Genomic DNA, 15,124 nt, shown 5'->3' on the forward strand with positions numbered 1-15,124 from the left:
GGCACGTCATTTTAACTTTTCTTAACTTATACTTTTCACTCAGGTTTTCAGGCGGTCGCTGCGATCGGCGCCATCAGGGCGCGGACTTCCTCGACGGTCAGGCAGGGACGCCTGGAATGGACGACGCGATGGCATGTGGCGCACAACATATCGAGGTCCGAGATCCGGGTGATGCTGTCGGGCTGCAGCTGCTCGATGGGTGTCGAATGATGGGCTTCGATCGCCCGCTCGCCGTCCGGACCGTAGACTTCGACGGGGTCCAGGCCGCAGCATATACAGACCAGCTTGCCGCCGTTCTTGGCCTTGAAGTCCTTCTTGGCGAGCTTGACGATATTGCGGTCCCGCTCCTTGTAGACGTGGATGCGGGTGAGCAGCCGCCCTTCCTTGCCGGTGGCCTCTTCTTCCTCGGTCTCGGGCAGTTCGGCAGCTTTCTCGAGGACGGTCACCGAGCCGACGTTGGTGCTGCCGAAGATCTCCTGCTGCAGCGCGATGACCGCGTCGGCGGTCCGGCGGATCAGCGCATCGTTGACGCCGGCGTTGATTGCGTCCGAGTGGGCCAGGATCGCCGCGGCCAGGTCCGGGTGATGAGCGGCGATATCGGCGATGCCGGCCACGTCCTTGGCGATCGCCTCCAGGCGGTCCCGGAGTTCGATCAGGAAGTCCGAGTTGCGGATGGTCACCCGGAGTGGAGACAGGGTCACGTCGATCCCGTCATCGTCGATGACGTCGAACTCCATGCTGTCCATGACGAAGGACTTGTTCTCCAGCGGGAACGTCACCGCGTGGGTCAGGTCCTCGCGGGCGGGTTCCGGCAGCCTGGCGACGGCCATGACGAACTGCGGGAGGTGGAGCTTCTGGCGGTTGTTGCTGTCCAGTTTCCGGAGGCGTGGCTTGCCCTGGGCGCGGACGCCGAATACCTCTGCCGGGATGGTGATGCCCAAGGGCTCGAACAGGACATGGATGTTCCTGTCGGCCAGCGTTTCCGCCGGCACGAACTCGAATTCCCCACGTCCACCAGAAGACCGCCACCTAACGGAGCAAGTTTCCATGCGTTGTCCCGACCGATTCGTAGAAACTCTAGTCACGCGGACCGTTGGAGTCGATCCGTTGACGTTCTTAGTATGTACTCCATAATGCGGGCAACACGGGACTACAGCCCGATCACTGATTCGACCGGGTTTTGGGAGGTATTTCGTGACTTATAAGGTAGCCTCCTTCTTCTCGGGGATCGGCGGACTAGACCTGGGCCTTGAGCGCGCCGGCTTCGAGGTGGTTTTCCACTGCGAAGTGAAGCCCTTCTGCCGCGACATCCTGCAGCAGCACTGGCCCGACCTCCCCATCGATTCCGACATTCGAGTACTCGACGATGCAAAAATCCCTGAAGCTGATGTTTGGGCAGCAGGATTCCCCTGCCAGGATCTCTCACTTGCAAGAATGGGGCCGCGATCTGGGCTTCGAGGGAGCCAGTCTGGACTCTTTCACGACTTTATGCGGCTCGTTCGAGCGCGTACGCCAAGAGCCATTATCCTCGAAAACGTCCACGGCCTTCTCTCTAGCCACGGAGGACGTGACTTCACCGTCGTACTCCAGGCGCTGGACGAACTCGGGTATGGTGTCGCGTGGCGTGTGCTTAACAGCAAAGACTTCGGAGTCCCCCAGCAACGCCGTCGCGTCTACATTATTGCCGTACATCGAGACGCAGACGCCGCCGGACAAGTACTTTTTGAGCCCGAACGCAGCGGTGGGGATACTGAGACGCGTGGACCAGATGGGAAGAAATCTCCCTCCATCTTTCAGACAATCCTTGGAGATCCTCGCAAAGGCCCCCTCGTCAAAAGCGTAGCCCACTGCATCTACGCAGAGAGCGCCCGCCACACCGGCACCGACTGGTCGCGCAACTACGTCTGGTACCCGGAAGGCCGCGTCCGCCGGTTCACGCCGAACGAGGTCGAGCGCGTCCAGGGCTTTCCTGACGACTGGACCCGCCCGACGCACTTCGACGAGGCCAAGTCAGACCGGATCGACAGCCTGCGCTACCATGCCGTGGGCAATGCCGTGACGCCGCCGGTGGCCGAGTGGGTGGGCAATCGGCTGCATAACGTCCTGCAGATGCAGGACCAGGAGATCCTGCGCGGGTCGGTGGCTGCCGAGTAAGCGCCGCGGGAGGGCCTGGGCATTGTTCAAATGGGGCAAGAAGCCTGAAGCCAAACCCGAGGTGGAACGCGATCCCAACCTCGACCGCTTGCTGGTCGGCGAATACCGCCGGCTGGAGGACACCATCACCGAAAAGCTCTATGCCGGCGTCGAACCGTTCCGGCCTGTGGAGCTGCGTTTCTTTTGCATCTCGGCGATAGTGGTCCTGATCGCGGTCTCCGTGAAGGACATGTCGGACGAGGAGAAAGAAGCCGAGGCCCGCCGCTTCTTCGAATTCGGGACGTTCGAGATTTTCAGCGAATCCGAATATTCGCAGGACGACGAGAACCTGCCCCGGATCGAGAACTCGTTCGCCCACCGGCACTCCATTTATGGCGACCCAATCTACAGTTGGCTGTTCCAGGAAAGCCTTGAGGCCGGCTTGGTGATCGTCGCGGATCTTGATCACCATGTCTGGGTGAACGAGCGCAGCGGCTTCGAACTGCCGGCAGCGCTACGGGAATTGCAGAATGCATTGATGGATGCCGGGCGGGTGTTGCACGCCGCATATCGCGCCTATCCTCCCAACGGAGCGAGAACCACATGAACTGGCGGGTTTACGCTACCCAAACGAGCGACGTGGTCCTGAAGCTGTTTCGGGAGGATCAAGAGCTACTTGCCGACGCCGCCGGCGCCGTGTTGGCGATGCACCAGGACACCCATCTCGGGTTCGGGATCGACATGCACAGGACTGACGACGCGGTCTGGAATGCCGCGATGGACAAGATGCAGCCGAACCGGATGGGCAAGTTTCCGGACCGAGTGATGATCGTCATGAAGATGTTGCCGGACATTGACAACGCCTGGCTCGACTTCATTCAGAACGAGCGGCCCGCTGACATTTCCGATAGCCGGTGGCAGGCGCTGTCGCTGATGGCGCGCTTCCGTTCCAATGCGGCCCGTACCTGGCTGATGACGATAATGTCCAAGCAGGACACCGATACTGGCGGCGAAATGCGGATGTCCGTCGAGACGATCTGGATGGCGCTGGCCACCGTCCCGCGTGCTGTCGCCGTGGAGCGGGCCGCGGAGTATGTCGGTACATTCTATGACGGGGTGAAGAACGAGGGCATCAACCCCAAGGCGTGGCCCCAGATAGAATGACCAACGGCTCCAGGTCCGGGACTTCATAGTCCTCCGGGCACTCGTCAGGGTCCATCCCGCCGCTCCAGTTGCTTCCTGCCTTGATGGGCCAGGCTCGACAGCGTCCGAACGGTCAGCCAGCCCCAGCGCTCCTGGGCGGCTTCATAACCGTACTCGTCGATGACCTGCGCCACAGTGATCGCGCATGGCTGGCGCCGAACCGCGGTGTCCCAGGAGTGCGTGTCGTTGACGCTCATGGCAGCGGGCTGAAAGCCCTGTCCTCGAGGCGATCGAGCCGGCGGCGCATTTCGTCCGCTTCCCGCATCGTGGCGCTCCAGTGGTTCTCCATCTCAACTCGCGGGACTACGCGGTCCTGCAGCTGCCGCAGGTCGTATTCCTGTCTCACGATGGTGCTGTCGATCGGCGCCTTCCAGCCGGCCAGAACCAGCCCCAGGATGGTGACCACCAGGCCCAGCGCCGCGACGATGAGAATCCACTGCGGGCGGAACCTGGTGTCGAACTTCTCGCCCAGGCTGGTGATGGCCACGCCGATCTTGTCGATCGACGCTTCGATGGCGGTAACGCGTTGGTCGAGGCGGTCGTAGGAGGGGTCGCGAGGCGTAGTCACTTGGCAGGCTCCAGGATGCGCCTGACGGAGCCAAGCTTGTAGCGGCAGTCCTCGCCGGCGGCGGCCAGGTCGACGACATAGAGGGAGACATCGCGCTGCGTGCCGGCTGATGGCGCGGGCGGCTGCGGCGTGCAGGAAAGGAGCTAGGAAGGCATGATGGGCGTCAGGGTCCCGCAGCCGGCCAGACACAAGACCAGCATCAGCACGATCACGGGCATTGCTGGATGAAAGGCGATGCGGAGCGCGTACAGCAGAGCGCTGTACGCGCTGGGGTCTTTGTCCATGCTCGGGTCAACTTGCCCGTCAGCGGGCTTCCTGGAGGATTGATTTCTCATTCGACCCCTCCGATTTCATCGGCTGCCCGGAGGCCGTCCCAGAGGACCGGTGCCACGTCGCCGTCCTCGGTATCCGGTGCAGCGATGATCGATTCACGCCGCTCCTGGACGATGGCATTGCGCCGGTCGGCAGCGGCGCGTTCAGCGGCAAGTTCGTCGATGGCACGGAAGGCGGCGTCGCGCTGGTCGAAGGCCGCATCGCGTTCGGCACGGGCGTCATGAAGCTGCCCGGGCAGCCACCAGGTGGAAGCTGCCAACAGGATCACGACGGTCGCGACGAACGCGAGGATGGCGGGACGGAGGTTCACTTCCGGCGCGCCCGTTCAGCGATCTCGCGCAGCAGCATCACCGCCACGACGATGGTCGAGCACGTCTGGAGCCACAGTGGTGCCTCGACGATCGCCAGCATCAACAGGGTGATGATCGACGTGTCGAGGAGACGCTCGCTCCGCCCTACCTGAATCACCTTCGGGTAGGTGGATCGCCCGCCGCAGGCTGAAGCAGTCGTAATCACCGCGAAGGATTCGCTCGCGATCCTTCGAATTGAGGGGTCGTTTCGAGGACATGATGTCGGCTGGCCTGAGCCGCTTCTCGACGATGCGCCTGCGAACCGCGTCCATGACGCCGTCGCGGGCCCGCTTCTCACGGAACGAAACGAAGGGATCGGTTGTGAAACGTGCCGTCAATGTGATGCTCTGGCTAGTCCAATTGACGGAGTATCCTTGCAATTTCGGCAATGCTCCAGAGCAACGCAGAAGAAATCCGTTTGATGTTGGAAGGATTGGCAGCGCGATCCATGACAATCGTTCGAAATTCGAATGATCTTCGTCGCTTTAACCGAGTGGACTTAAAATCCACTCGTCCGCGTCTGCTACAAAATCCAATGTTGACAACAGGCCACACTTCGGATTTCGGACCGGTTTTTAAATAAACCTGTTGATGTCTGCTTCAGTTGGCAGCACACTAAGGATTACCACCGGGCGTTTGCAGCGCCTCCACGACACTGACAAGACAGGCATTCAAGGATGGCATTTTCAGACATATCGCCGCGCTACGGGGCGCGGACGCGGGCGGTGAAACCGCTGACCCGCGAGCAGGTCCTCGCGTCTGGCGCATGGATAGATGAGACCCAGGCACAGCACTTCGGCATTACGGAAGATGAGCGGTATGCCGCCTGGTTGGCCACGAACGCGTCCGACTGGCATGTCGATCATGAGAGCGTCGCGGCGACCGAGAACGTCTACCGCCGATACGCGCTTCATATGCACGCGCTTGGCTGGTCGCCATTCCCGGAATCCCGAGCTGACCGTAAACCCGGCAGACTGATCGTCTGGCGCCGCGGCAAGATGAACGCTGTCCAGATCAAGCCATCGGAACGCCGCGACAGCCGTCCCGATTGGAGCACTCTCTATTACGACATCAAGGGCGGCGGTGGCATGAACGTGGCCGTGGTCAACGGGGCGGCCTCGGGACATGTTCGCTGCTGGGATATCGACTGCCTCGACGAAGACCATGCTGAAGCGGTCATGAATGCCGCCTTTGAAGTTTTTGGCCCGACGCCCTTCGTCCGCGTGGGCCGTGCCCCGAAGGTTATGCTGATCTATCGCGTGGAGGGCGACGATATCAATCTACCGACCCGGTCGGTGTCTTTCCTCGATGCTGACGGCCAGCCCGATTTGATCCAGAAAGACGGGTCGGCGGTCCCCAGGAACGCCTTGGAATTCCTTGCGGCGGGCCACAACTGGACGTCCTATGGCATTCACCACGGAACGGGGCGTAGCTTCGACTGGTCCCGCGGCACACTGCATCCTGCGATCGCCGGACCCGAGCATGCGCCGGTTATCACGGCCAGGCAGATCAAGAAGTTCTACCAGGCTGTAAACGCGATCAGACCGCTGGCGGGGTTTGGTTCAACAGGCTCGTCGTCGCCCGTCGGTGGCGACAGCGAAGTGTCCAAATACATGCTGACCGGATCGGCAACCAACTCGCCGATCTGGATACCGGAGAAGACGCGGGGCGCGTGGACCGTCGACACCCAGGGCTACGTCATCGACGGTCGCGAAAAGTTCCTGTCGGCGATGTGCTGGGCCATGCTGTCGGCCAACGTCGAGGTGCTGCGCCGCCCGGGCGGGCCTGACTTCATACTGGGCCAGTACATCATCTATTGCGCGAACCGAGTCCTCGAAGACGGCACGTGGTCCCGGAATAAGGTCGAACGGGACTGCCGGTCGAAGTTCGCATTCGCGCTGCCGAAGTGGGTGGAGAGCATCAAGTCCTTCGACACGACCGGTCGTTGGGCACCCAAGGCGGTGCCGGCGAAGCTGCGGGAGGACGGCACCAGCGCTTTCGCGCAGCACGTGACCGGGACGCCCAGGCCGCTGGATGGTTCCCTCGATTGGCTTCCGGAACAGGCCGGAGTGATCCCGGAACTGGCCGGGGTCCAGAAGATCAGGAAAGTGGTCAAAGTCACCAAGACCGCGGAGCAAGTCGCTGCGGACAAGGCCTCCAGGGCGCTGGTGCCCACGCTTCCGGAGCGCGAAGCAATCCATGAGCGCGTCGCCGCAGAGGTAGATAGCGCCGTCGCCGCATTCTTCGCCGATGTCGACCGCGCTGCCGCCGGCGGCGTCGAGGGAGACGTTCCGGTCCATGTCGTGAAGGCCCCCACCGGATCCGGCAAGACGACCAGAACCATCCAGTACATCGAGAGCTTGGGCAAGCGTCAGGAAGGCCAGGGCCAGATATTCGTCCTGCTGCCAAGCCACGACAATATCGGCGAGGGTCTGCTGGCGGCGGAACGTTCCGGCATGACGGTGCCGAGTGAATCCGAGATCGACGAAGATGCGGCCATCGCCAAGTTGAAGGCTATGGGTGTCACCGCCGAGCGGTTCATGGGTAAGAAGCGCGCCGGCTGCCAACGCGCCGCCGAGATGGAGGCCCTGACCGAGCGCGGCATCGGCGCCAGCGGACTGTGCGGTGGCGAGATCGAAGAAGGTGGCGACGAGCTCCTGGCTCGCATGAAGAAGAAGGCCGGCGAGAGGCCGGAGAAAACACAGGTCCTCTGCGAATTCCGTGCACGCGGCGAGTGCGGCTACTGGAACCAGATGACGCCAGTCAGCGATGCCGACGTGGTTTTCCTGCCGCATGCATTTCTCACGATGATGAGCCTGCCCAAGGTCCTGAAGAACGCGCGCGCGATCATCATCGACGAGAGCGTCACATATCAGGTCCTGCACCAGAGCCGCCTGGATCTGGAGATCCTGCTGACGCCTCGCAAGGCGCCCTTCGTCACCAAGAAGGAACTAGCGCTGCACCCAGGCCGCACCGCTGAGGACATCGGGTCGACCATGCTCGCTCAGCGCGATGAGATCGCCGGCGATGCGCGGGCCGCTATCCTTGCCGGCGCGTGCCCTGCAGCGGCGATCCGGGACGCCGGAAAGGCCGCACTGGTCGAGACCGCGATCACTGTCATCAAGCGGGCACGCACGGAAGAGCGCGAGATCACGCCGCTGATGACGGCGACCGATATCGAAGCCCTGGCATCGCGTCCGAAGGGTAAGGCACTGATCGAGGAAGAGAAGCTCTGGAAGATCATCGCCGACCGCATCGCCGCGCTGGACGCCGGCACAGCTACGGGCGATCGGGATGAGCGCCTGCAGCTTGTCTATGTCCCGGTCGAAGGCAAGCCGAAGCCCTTCGTCCGCATGTCCTGGCGGTCGACGCCGAATTGGCAGGAAACGCCCAAGTTGCTCCTTGACGCCTCCGTAAACCCTAAGGTCGTCGCCAAGTTATTCGGTTCGGAACCCGTAGTGCACGACATCCAGGCCCCGCTGCATCTCCGCACGATCCTGATCGCCGACCGGCCATATGCGAACCGGGCGTTCATCCCCGGTGCCGATGCGACAACGGACGAGGTCGAGGCCGCGCGCCGGACCGTCCAGAAGACCCGCGCGTTGGTCTCCAAAGCCGCCGGGGCATACACGCACAGCCGTGTGCTCATGGGCTCCACGATTGCTGTTCGCGAAACGCTTGCGCAGGGCGCATGGACGCCGCCCCAGAACGTCGACAACGTTCATTTCGGCGCCCTTCGAGGGCTGGATGGTTTCAAGCACCACGCAGTGGCGATCAGCATCGGGCGCAGCGAGCAGCCGATCCATGTCGTCGACGGCTATGCCGCGGCGCTGACATACGACGACCCGTCGCCGCAGCCGCCCTATGACGTCACCGGGACGGGGTATACTTCAGACGGCAAGCCACTGTTCAGGGAGGGAAATGTCCGCAGGATCGAGCTGCGGACTGGCGAAGACTACGAACACTATGTGCCGATGCTACCGGGTGCCTGGGCACAGATTCTCGAGGGTCAATGGCGGGAGGAAGAACTGAGGCAATTCGTCGGACGCCTACGCCCGGTTTACCGCGGCGCCGCGCCGGCGGAAGGCCAGAGCGACGAAATGCCGCTCTGGATCTGCCAGTCAAAAACGATGCCAACAGGCTTCATCGTGGACGAAGTTTTCACGCTCGATGACATGGCCGCCAACGCGGAATTTTATGACCTGGTGCGCCTCTCCGATGGCGTCCTCGCGGACGAGATCACGGCCAGGCTTCCGGGCTGCGGACATGTCTTCGGTATCCGGCTGGCGGCGTGGTCACGTGAGGTCCTGCCCGACGTGCCAGCGCTCTATCGCAGGCTGATCTCGTCCATGCATTGCGTGAGATTCCGCCTTGATGGTCGTGACAAGATCGCCAGGGTGGCGGCGTGGCACGACGATCCGGCGGCTGCACTGTTGCGGGCGGCCAAGGTGGCGGGCGTGTCGATCGAGGTCACTTCCGTCGAGATGGCTGAACGCGAACGGGTCACTGCTGCCAAGCCCAGGCCGCATGACCGGATCGACGCCAACCTTGCCGCCATCGCCCCCTTCGGTGATCCGCGCATGCTGCTCCAGGACCGGGAGATCGACCTGCGGAGGGCGCATGCGCGGATCGAAGCCGCGGGCAGCCGCATGACTCTGGCGGAGCTGGAAGACAGGTGGCGGTCGATGGACCTCGATACGATCGTCGAGATCGAGACCTGCGCCTTCGAACACTCACAGTGGGTGCGGGTCTACGACGGTGAAGAGCTTGAGGAGGTCATGCCGCACTATCTGGAGGCGGCGTGACGCCTGGGGAACCGGGAATGTGCGGGACGCATGAAAAAAACTTAGGAAGGGTGTTGACGTATCCATATGGATACGTACCTTGTATCCATATGGATGCTGCATTGGGCGGCGCCAGCAGGAGACAGAACATGAAATACGAGTTCACCGACGCCAAGGGCGAAACCATCGATGAGCCCAAAGGCTTCCTCAAGCAGCGGTCCTTCGAGGTTGATGGCAGGTCGATCGAAAACCCGAACTACGTGACTCACAAGCGCGGGAAGAACTGGGCGGCGCGTATGGACGGCCCGAACGCCGCGGAACCGCAGCGCACCTACTTACCTACCAAGGGGTCGGTCGTCGATGTGCAGCAGGTGAAGGCGGGAGACGCTTTCGTAGTCGCTGGCGACTACGTGACCAGCGGCAACAACTACTGCCCCGACCGGATGTGGGGCGTGATCCACACGCTCACCGACCGGGTTATGATCCTTGATGTCTACGAAACCGAAGCCAAGGCAATCTCCGCCCGGAACAAGGGCGTTCGAGCGGATCTCGTCCCGGATGAGAAGGATGACGATGACGCTGCTCTGGAAAACGCATTCCCCGTCGGCTTCGATGTTTCGCCGTCTTGGAATGCAGGGTCCACCGAGAAGCACTAGCTGATACCAAGCTGCATCGTGCGGCGCTGTAAGGAAAAACGAAAATGAAGCCGTTCAAGGACATGACTTTCGCTGAAGCCTCGGCTGTCGCCGATGCTGCTGATTTAAAGATGGAAGCCCTTCGCCTAGTTATCGACGATCTCAAGGCGCGCGTTGCCGCCCTCGACGACCGAAAGGGTCCTGTCCTCGACGACCTCAACGTGAAGCTGCGAGCTACGCTCGCGATCGCGAGGGGCGAAGCAGCCGGTGACGGACGGGCCCTTTGCGAGCAGGTCTTCCTGGGGCGGGACACGTACATGCTCTTGCATAGGGAGCAAATGCCATTGTACCGGGAGCTAAGCAAGCTGCAGGACAGGCGGCGCAGGCAGCATCTACGCTACATGCGTGCGCGTGACCAGATTGGCCGTCTGAAGTATCAGGAAGGCCGGATGGAGAACGCATGACGCCGGTCGACCTATCTCACCCCGAACGCCCGTCCGGTCCGCCGATCATGAAGGGCTCCGAGATGAAAGCCATTCGGCGTCGCTTGGGTCTCAGCACGACCGAGCTGGGCCGCGCTTTCGGGTATGTTGGGCAGGACGACACTGCCTCGATGACGATCCGGCGATACGAAAGTGGCGGGCGGGACATCCCGCCCTGGCTCGCGAGGCTGCTGCGGATGTACGACCGTTTCGGCATCCCCGCCGATATCGGCGACTCCGTTGACCTCGGCATACCCCCTGATATCGACGAAGATAGCGAGCCCCCAGACTGATCCGATGCTTCTCGTTTCGGGAACGCCATTGCGAAATGAATGGGCGCGTGTTCATTCGCCGCCGCAAGGCACCAGTGGCCGGCGATGATCTGATGTTCTGGACGGGCTGCGCGACCTACTGCGTACTGTTGGTCCGCGCGTGCGGTCGCAGGTCCCCGTCCTTCCTAGGAGGCACACGCGTGAGGACGTCGCCAGATCCTGGCGCCAGGATGTGGCTACGGGTAGCTTCCGGCGGGGACTTGCATCCCACAATTCCGATCTCACGATTTGCGAAGGCCGAAATGAATGAAGCCCCCCGTTTGCAGCGAGAGGCTTCGGTAGTCTTGCGACACTGACATCGTCGGCATTGCACATAGTACTGCGGCCCTTGGCGTACTGCAACAACGGGTTTCCCCATGATCGTCGGAAAAGCGTTGCACCGCGGACGTGTCCTGAAGAAGCAACGGGGGTGCTGGCGATTATCGAGCGGACATGTCCGGCGGGGCTGTCATCCTATATCGAGGCTGTCCCGGCCTCGGGTTTGTCGACGGAATCTGGCCCCGTTCGGCATGCCGCGCCTGGGGGCCTAGCTTGGCTCTCAGCGCTTCCTCGGATCGCGTGGGGTCTTTCTTGAAGCGGACCACCAAGATATCCAGCGCGACGGCATAGAGCGCGCTGGCATTGATCGGCGTCCATGCGTCGTCCGGACGGAACGCTGACTTGTCGGCGTTGGTCAGGCAGAACGATACGGCCTGGCACACAGCATAGTCGACCAGGGACGCGTGCGGGACGCGCTCAGCCTTCATCTTCGCCCGGGCTTCGCGTTTCCGCAGCCGGTCGGCATCGCGCCTGGCGGCGGCCTTGGTCGATTGATGGATGGGGTCAGAGATGCGGGACATGCGAGGAGTATCGGCATATCGATGCAAGGGACAAGCGGACATGTCCGCAGGGAGGGAGGTGACCGACCCGATTACCGTCGATGCTTTCCAGTCTTCAAGGATTCGCCCCTATCCCGCGTAGCGGGTGCGGCATTGTGGAATCTTCCCTCTTCCTCGATTTATCAACCAAGCCCCGTACCTCCGCGCAGCGGAGGCCTCTGAGAGCCTCGCGCGCGCGTATTGGAATCCATAGAACAGAACTCCACTCCAAAGAAAAAGAATAGGATTACTATATAGATATCTGTATCTGCTGTCAGTACGGCCCTCCACCCGACGCATGAAACGCCCGCACAGCTTGACATTCCCGTCTTTCTGCCTCATATGCCGAACAGCCGTTTACTTACAATGGATCAGGTTGCAGCGATGATCGTCGAGGCAGACCATTTCCCGACCACTGAAACCGTCCTGTCCATCCCCCTGGCCGTGGCCGAATACCTCGTCCTCGAGGGGCTGACGGCACCCCAGATGCGGATCGCGCTGACGCTCTTGTGCCTCGCCGGCGCCGGTGGACAGGTCCGCATAGAGAAGCCCTCGCTGGAGCGCATGACAGGGGTCTCGATGGATGCCGCCAACAGGACGCTCGATCCTGTCCGCAAGACCCTGCTCGGGCTCCATGGGCACCCGTCATCGGGCAGCGCGGTGTTCGCCGATATCGTCTATGAGCCCGGAAAGAGGGGGGTCAGCTTCGGCGTCGTGTCTGCGACCCTGTCGCGTGAGATGCGGGGCGTCATGGCGGAAACCGGAACACGCATGATGAAGTTGCCCGCCGACGAGATGCGCGAGTACAGCAGCGTGCCGTCCATCATCCTGAGACTTCGCCTGGGCGCTGCCCTGGAAGCTGACAAGACGGCAGCGGTCGCGCGCATGCGTCTCCGTCCCGAGGACCTCCAGCCGACCTTCGGCGGCTATGCCCGATCGGCTGTCGTCAGGACAACGTCCCGCGTCACCGGCGAAGTGGCCGAACATGTTTCCCTTGCCCGCGCCGGCGCCGTCCTGGTCGATCCTGCCGTCAATGAGATCACCAAGATCAGCAACAGCATGCGGGTGAAAGCGGGCCGGCGCATGGCTGGGCGGAAATGGGCAGCCATTGTCGTCGAGGCCACACGCTTGCAATTCCTGCCCAGGTTGACCAAGCCGGCGCCGAAACTGGCAGGTGCCAAGGGATCGATGACTTTCCGGCCCGGTGTCGCACCCGATTTCCGGAATTCATAAAATTGCGGGCGACGCGATCGCCTGATCGCAACACGGATTCCGGTATAGGGTCCTGAACAAGGAGATGATGACATGATCACGGACGCTGAATTCGTTCTCGCCAAGTCGTTCGACCGGGATCTCGCCCAGGCGACCGGTTCGGCTCAGGTCATCATCAACCGCAAGAACGTCGAGTTGGCAGCCGCCCGCCGCATCATCGCGAAGCTGCAGCGCGACCTGGCTGCCAGCGAAGCCCGCTATGCTGACCTCCAGCGCCAGATCACGCGCGCAGCCCTCCAATAAAAAGCCGCCCAGGTCGTCCCCGGGCGGCTCGTTGCTGCGGATAGCCGGATAGGCTACATCGCCAGCTTCGGCTCGTCGTCGTATTCAGCCTCGATCGCTTCAAGCGCCACCGTATGCTTCCACTGCGCGATGGATTCGGCGTCGCTGCGGATGACGCCGCGCAGGCATTTGCCGCCCCTAATGTGCGCGACGAGGGCTTCTTTTTCGACATTGCCGACGAGCAGCCGCATCTGCGGCTCCAACAGGGTAAGCCACTCGCGGGTAGTCGGCGTCAATGCGGCCAGGTCCTCGGGAGCCGGCGTGTGGCCACTGTTCAGATCCCTGCACACGCGCTGGACGCGGTCATAGCCATCGCCGCCGGCGGAAGGCGGTGCCTGGCTTTCCAGTGGCTTGAGCAGGTCGTCGACCATGGCGGCCTCGAGGTCCTGCATTTCCGTTGCCGCTGCCGGGGTGAAAATGCCGCCTGACCCACCAATGGCGGCGACAGTGCGCAGCGTCCATTTCCCCGTCGCGGCGCACTTCTCCCAGACGAACGAAACGGTAGAGCGCAGTGCGCTGGCGATGGCGGAAAGTAGTCGTTTCATGATGAGCCTCCTGCTTGTCTGAGGAGATCATGCCGGAGGGTTGAGCAACCCACAAACGGACCTCGAAACAGCTAATAACGGGTCAACAAACCACTTTTTCGACCTCATCGCGCCCCGGAATTCCGGGACGGAATGGTGTTTCTTGGACCTTGCAAATGGCCGGCAAAATGGTTTTCCTGTTGCAACTCTCGATAGTTCAATCAACAATATTGCAGGAAATTCAGTAGCTTGCAGGTCGAACAAAATGAACCGCGACATCATCACCAGCGCCGAGCTGCGCGAAAAGATGAGGGCGGACTTCGACTCGATCGGCGGCGACAACTGTCTCGCTAGGGCGCTGGGCGCGTCTGCGTCGACGGCGTCCAATATGCGCCCAAGCCCCTCATCGCCACAGATGACGATCTCGCTGCCCTGGGCGATGTTTTCTAGTCCCTTGCATCGCCGCACTGCATGATGCCTGGGAGGCATGAGGGACCACATGACCAAAATCTGGCTGCTATCGGACATCCATCAGGAGTTCACCCGCGAACCTGAGGCCGCCGCCAATCCGGCGACCCGCTTCTCGCTGGCTGACCACGTCCCGTCCGACGTCGACGTTGTCGTCATCGCCGGCGATCTGGATGTCTCGCTCGAAAATAGCCTCTCCCGCATCTCCCAGGAGCTGCCTGGACTGCCCGTCGTTTACGTGCCGGGCAACCACGATTTCTACACCTGCGAGGGCGACGGCTTCACGCTCCAGGAGATGAAAGCCCGCGGTTCGGATTTCGCGCAGCGCCTGGGCATCCACCTCCTGCAGGACGACAGCATTGAGATCGCCGGCACCCGTTTCATCGGGTCGACGCTGTGGACGGATTTCGACTCCGTGGGCACGGGTTTCCTCCGCTCAAAAACCGCCGAGGCCGAAGGCCGCCACGGCATGAATGACTACCGCAGGATCAAGCGGGCATCGACCGCCACGTCAGGGAAGCGCAAGAGGATTAGGGCACAGGACACTGTTGCTGAACACCGGAAATCCCGGGCCTACATTGAGCGCGAGTTGCAGACGCCGTTCGCCGGGCCGACCGTTGTCGTCACGCATCATGCGCCGCATCCGAAATCCCTCGACCCCCGGCACGGCAGCCTCAATTTTTGTTACGCGTCGAACCTGCAGGGCCTCCTCGAGGAGCCGTGGGCACCAGACATGTGGTTGCACGGACATATCCATGCGCCGACCGACTACACGGTCGGCAGGACACGGATCGTCAGCAATCCCAGGGGCTATGCCTTCGACCCGCAGGATGCCCACAATGGTTTCCAGCCCGACCTCATCCTCGAAGTCGGCGAGCCTAAACCGAAGCTGGGGTGGTAA

General features: G+C 62.0%; 19 protein-coding genes. 11 read left to right on the forward strand and 8 right to left on the reverse strand.

Translation table 11 applies throughout. The annotated features are described in order from the left end of the window. Positions 1-47: 47 nt before the first annotated feature. Positions 48-992: a hypothetical protein gene (locus tag ASD04_RS08085; protein ID WP_056255153.1), complete on the reverse strand. Its 945-nt coding sequence runs from the start codon at positions 990-992 to the stop codon at positions 48-50. 202 nt (positions 993-1,194) lie between these two features. Between ASD04_RS08085 and ASD04_RS08090 the strand changes: the two genes are divergently transcribed. The 3 genes from ASD04_RS08090 to ASD04_RS08100 are packed head-to-tail and all read left to right on the forward strand — an operon-like array spanning position 1,195 to position 3,297. Continuing rightward, complete coding sequence (locus ASD04_RS08090) at positions 1,195-2,154, forward strand: DNA cytosine methyltransferase (protein ID WP_200940243.1); 960 nt, start codon at positions 1,195-1,197, stop codon at positions 2,152-2,154. Between the two features lie 22 nt (positions 2,155-2,176). Beyond that, positions 2,177-2,740: a hypothetical protein gene (locus tag ASD04_RS08095; RefSeq protein ID WP_056255158.1), complete on the forward strand. Its 564-nt coding sequence runs from the start codon at positions 2,177-2,179 to the stop codon at positions 2,738-2,740. Next, complete coding sequence (locus ASD04_RS08100; RefSeq protein WP_056255161.1) at positions 2,737-3,297, forward strand: hypothetical protein; 561 nt, start codon at positions 2,737-2,739, stop codon at positions 3,295-3,297. The genes ASD04_RS08095 and ASD04_RS08100 overlap by 4 nt, the downstream gene beginning before the upstream one ends. A gap of 44 nt (positions 3,298-3,341) precedes the next feature. On the opposite strand, the gene ASD04_RS08105 is transcribed toward ASD04_RS08100, so the two are convergent. The 5 genes from ASD04_RS08105 to ASD04_RS19380 all read right to left on the reverse strand — a co-directional run bounded on the left by ASD04_RS08105 (position 3,342) and on the right by ASD04_RS19380 (position 4,753). Further along, positions 3,342-3,533: a hypothetical protein gene (locus ASD04_RS08105; protein WP_056255164.1), complete on the reverse strand. Its 192-nt coding sequence runs from the start codon at positions 3,531-3,533 to the stop codon at positions 3,342-3,344. After that, positions 3,530-3,904 (reverse strand): hypothetical protein, encoded by a 375-nt coding sequence (locus ASD04_RS08110; protein ID WP_056255166.1) that lies wholly within the window; start codon positions 3,902-3,904, stop codon positions 3,530-3,532. The genes ASD04_RS08105 and ASD04_RS08110 overlap by 4 nt, the downstream gene beginning before the upstream one ends. Positions 3,905-4,047: 143 nt before the next feature. Then, a complete protein-coding gene (locus ASD04_RS08115; RefSeq protein ID WP_056255169.1) occupies positions 4,048-4,239 on the reverse strand; it encodes a hypothetical protein in 192 nt (63 codons plus the stop codon). Beyond that, positions 4,236-4,547, reverse strand: coding sequence for a hypothetical protein (locus ASD04_RS08120; protein WP_056255172.1), 312 nt, complete (start codon positions 4,545-4,547; stop codon positions 4,236-4,238). The genes ASD04_RS08115 and ASD04_RS08120 overlap by 4 nt, the downstream gene beginning before the upstream one ends. Next, positions 4,544-4,753, reverse strand: coding sequence for a hypothetical protein (locus tag ASD04_RS19380; RefSeq protein ID WP_156461160.1), 210 nt, complete (start codon positions 4,751-4,753; stop codon positions 4,544-4,546). Before ASD04_RS19380 ends, ASD04_RS08120 begins: the two co-directional genes overlap by 4 nt. A 559-nt stretch (positions 4,754-5,312) precedes the next feature. Between ASD04_RS19380 and ASD04_RS08125 the strand changes: the two genes are divergently transcribed. The 4 genes from ASD04_RS08125 to ASD04_RS08140 all read left to right on the forward strand — a co-directional run bounded on the left by ASD04_RS08125 (position 5,313) and on the right by ASD04_RS08140 (position 10,781). Next, entirely contained in the window at positions 5,313-9,392 is a 4,080-nt protein-coding gene (locus tag ASD04_RS08125) for a hypothetical protein (RefSeq protein ID WP_156461161.1), read from the forward strand. A gap of 128 nt (positions 9,393-9,520) precedes the next feature. Further along, positions 9,521-10,027 (forward strand): hypothetical protein, encoded by a 507-nt coding sequence (locus ASD04_RS08130; protein ID WP_056255176.1) that lies wholly within the window; start codon positions 9,521-9,523, stop codon positions 10,025-10,027. Between the two features lie 44 nt (positions 10,028-10,071). Further along, entirely contained in the window at positions 10,072-10,470 is a 399-nt protein-coding gene (locus ASD04_RS08135; protein WP_056255179.1) for a hypothetical protein, read from the forward strand. Next, complete coding sequence (locus ASD04_RS08140; RefSeq protein ID WP_056255181.1) at positions 10,467-10,781, forward strand: transcriptional regulator; 315 nt, start codon at positions 10,467-10,469, stop codon at positions 10,779-10,781. The genes ASD04_RS08135 and ASD04_RS08140 overlap by 4 nt, the downstream gene beginning before the upstream one ends. A 458-nt stretch (positions 10,782-11,239) precedes the next feature. Here the strand turns inward: ASD04_RS08140 and ASD04_RS08145 are convergent, their stop codons facing one another. Next, complete coding sequence (locus ASD04_RS08145; RefSeq protein ID WP_056255185.1) at positions 11,240-11,659, reverse strand: hypothetical protein; 420 nt, start codon at positions 11,657-11,659, stop codon at positions 11,240-11,242. Positions 11,660-12,061: 402 nt separating this feature from the next. Here ASD04_RS08145 and ASD04_RS08150 point away from each other — a divergent pair, with 402 nt between their 5' ends. Both ASD04_RS08150 and ASD04_RS08155 read left to right on the forward strand, forming a co-directional pair. After that, a complete protein-coding gene (locus tag ASD04_RS08150; RefSeq protein ID WP_056255188.1) occupies positions 12,062-12,910 on the forward strand; it encodes a hypothetical protein in 849 nt (282 codons plus the stop codon). A gap of 72 nt (positions 12,911-12,982) precedes the next feature. Then, a complete protein-coding gene (locus ASD04_RS08155) occupies positions 12,983-13,192 on the forward strand; it encodes a hypothetical protein (RefSeq protein ID WP_056255190.1) in 210 nt (69 codons plus the stop codon). A gap of 53 nt (positions 13,193-13,245) precedes the next feature. Here ASD04_RS08155 and ASD04_RS08160 read toward each other — a convergent pair whose 3' ends face one another. Then, positions 13,246-13,776: a hypothetical protein gene (locus ASD04_RS08160; protein WP_156461162.1), complete on the reverse strand. Its 531-nt coding sequence runs from the start codon at positions 13,774-13,776 to the stop codon at positions 13,246-13,248. Positions 13,777-13,918: 142 nt separating this feature from the next. On the opposite strand from ASD04_RS08160, the gene ASD04_RS08165 reads away from it, so the two are divergent. Continuing rightward, positions 13,919-14,230 carry a hypothetical protein gene (locus ASD04_RS08165; protein WP_156461163.1) on the forward strand — a complete coding sequence of 104 codons (312 nt, stop codon included), beginning with the start codon at positions 13,919-13,921 and terminating at the stop codon, positions 14,228-14,230. Positions 14,231-14,254: 24 nt separating this feature from the next. Next, positions 14,255-15,124, forward strand: a complete 870-nt coding sequence (locus ASD04_RS08170) for a metallophosphoesterase (RefSeq protein WP_056255199.1) — start codon at positions 14,255-14,257, stop codon at positions 15,122-15,124.

The sequence above is a fragment of the Devosia sp. Root436 genome (genome assembly GCF_001426345.1).
Lineage (GTDB): Bacteria > Pseudomonadota > Alphaproteobacteria > Rhizobiales > Devosiaceae > Devosia.

What these genes read in the sequence shown, in the direction of transcription:
- ASD04_RS08145 (WP_056255185.1), bottom strand. Translation starts at nt 11,659, where the DNA reads ATGTCCCGCATCTCTGACCCCATCCATCAATCGACCAAGGCCGCCGCC.
- ASD04_RS08135 (WP_056255179.1), top strand. Translation starts at nt 10,072, where the DNA reads ATGAAGCCGTTCAAGGACATGACTTTCGCTGAAGCCTCGGCTGTCGCC.
- ASD04_RS08115 (WP_056255169.1), bottom strand. Translation starts at nt 4,239, where the DNA reads ATGAGAAATCAATCCTCCAGGAAGCCCGCTGACGGGCAAGTTGACCCG.
- ASD04_RS08105 (WP_056255164.1), bottom strand. Translation starts at nt 3,533, where the DNA reads ATGAGCGTCAACGACACGCACTCCTGGGACACCGCGGTTCGGCGCCAG.
- ASD04_RS08100 (WP_056255161.1), top strand. Translation starts at nt 2,737, where the DNA reads ATGAACTGGCGGGTTTACGCTACCCAAACGAGCGACGTGGTCCTGAAG.
- ASD04_RS08160 (WP_156461162.1), bottom strand. Translation starts at nt 13,776, where the DNA reads ATGAAACGACTACTTTCCGCCATCGCCAGCGCACTGCGCTCTACCGTT.
- ASD04_RS08140 (WP_056255181.1), top strand. Translation starts at nt 10,467, where the DNA reads ATGACGCCGGTCGACCTATCTCACCCCGAACGCCCGTCCGGTCCGCCG.
- ASD04_RS08130 (WP_056255176.1), top strand. Translation starts at nt 9,521, where the DNA reads ATGAAATACGAGTTCACCGACGCCAAGGGCGAAACCATCGATGAGCCC.
- ASD04_RS08170 (WP_056255199.1), top strand. Translation starts at nt 14,255, where the DNA reads ATGACCAAAATCTGGCTGCTATCGGACATCCATCAGGAGTTCACCCGC.
- ASD04_RS08155 (WP_056255190.1), top strand. Translation starts at nt 12,983, where the DNA reads ATGATCACGGACGCTGAATTCGTTCTCGCCAAGTCGTTCGACCGGGAT.
- ASD04_RS08150 (WP_056255188.1), top strand. Translation starts at nt 12,062, where the DNA reads ATGATCGTCGAGGCAGACCATTTCCCGACCACTGAAACCGTCCTGTCC.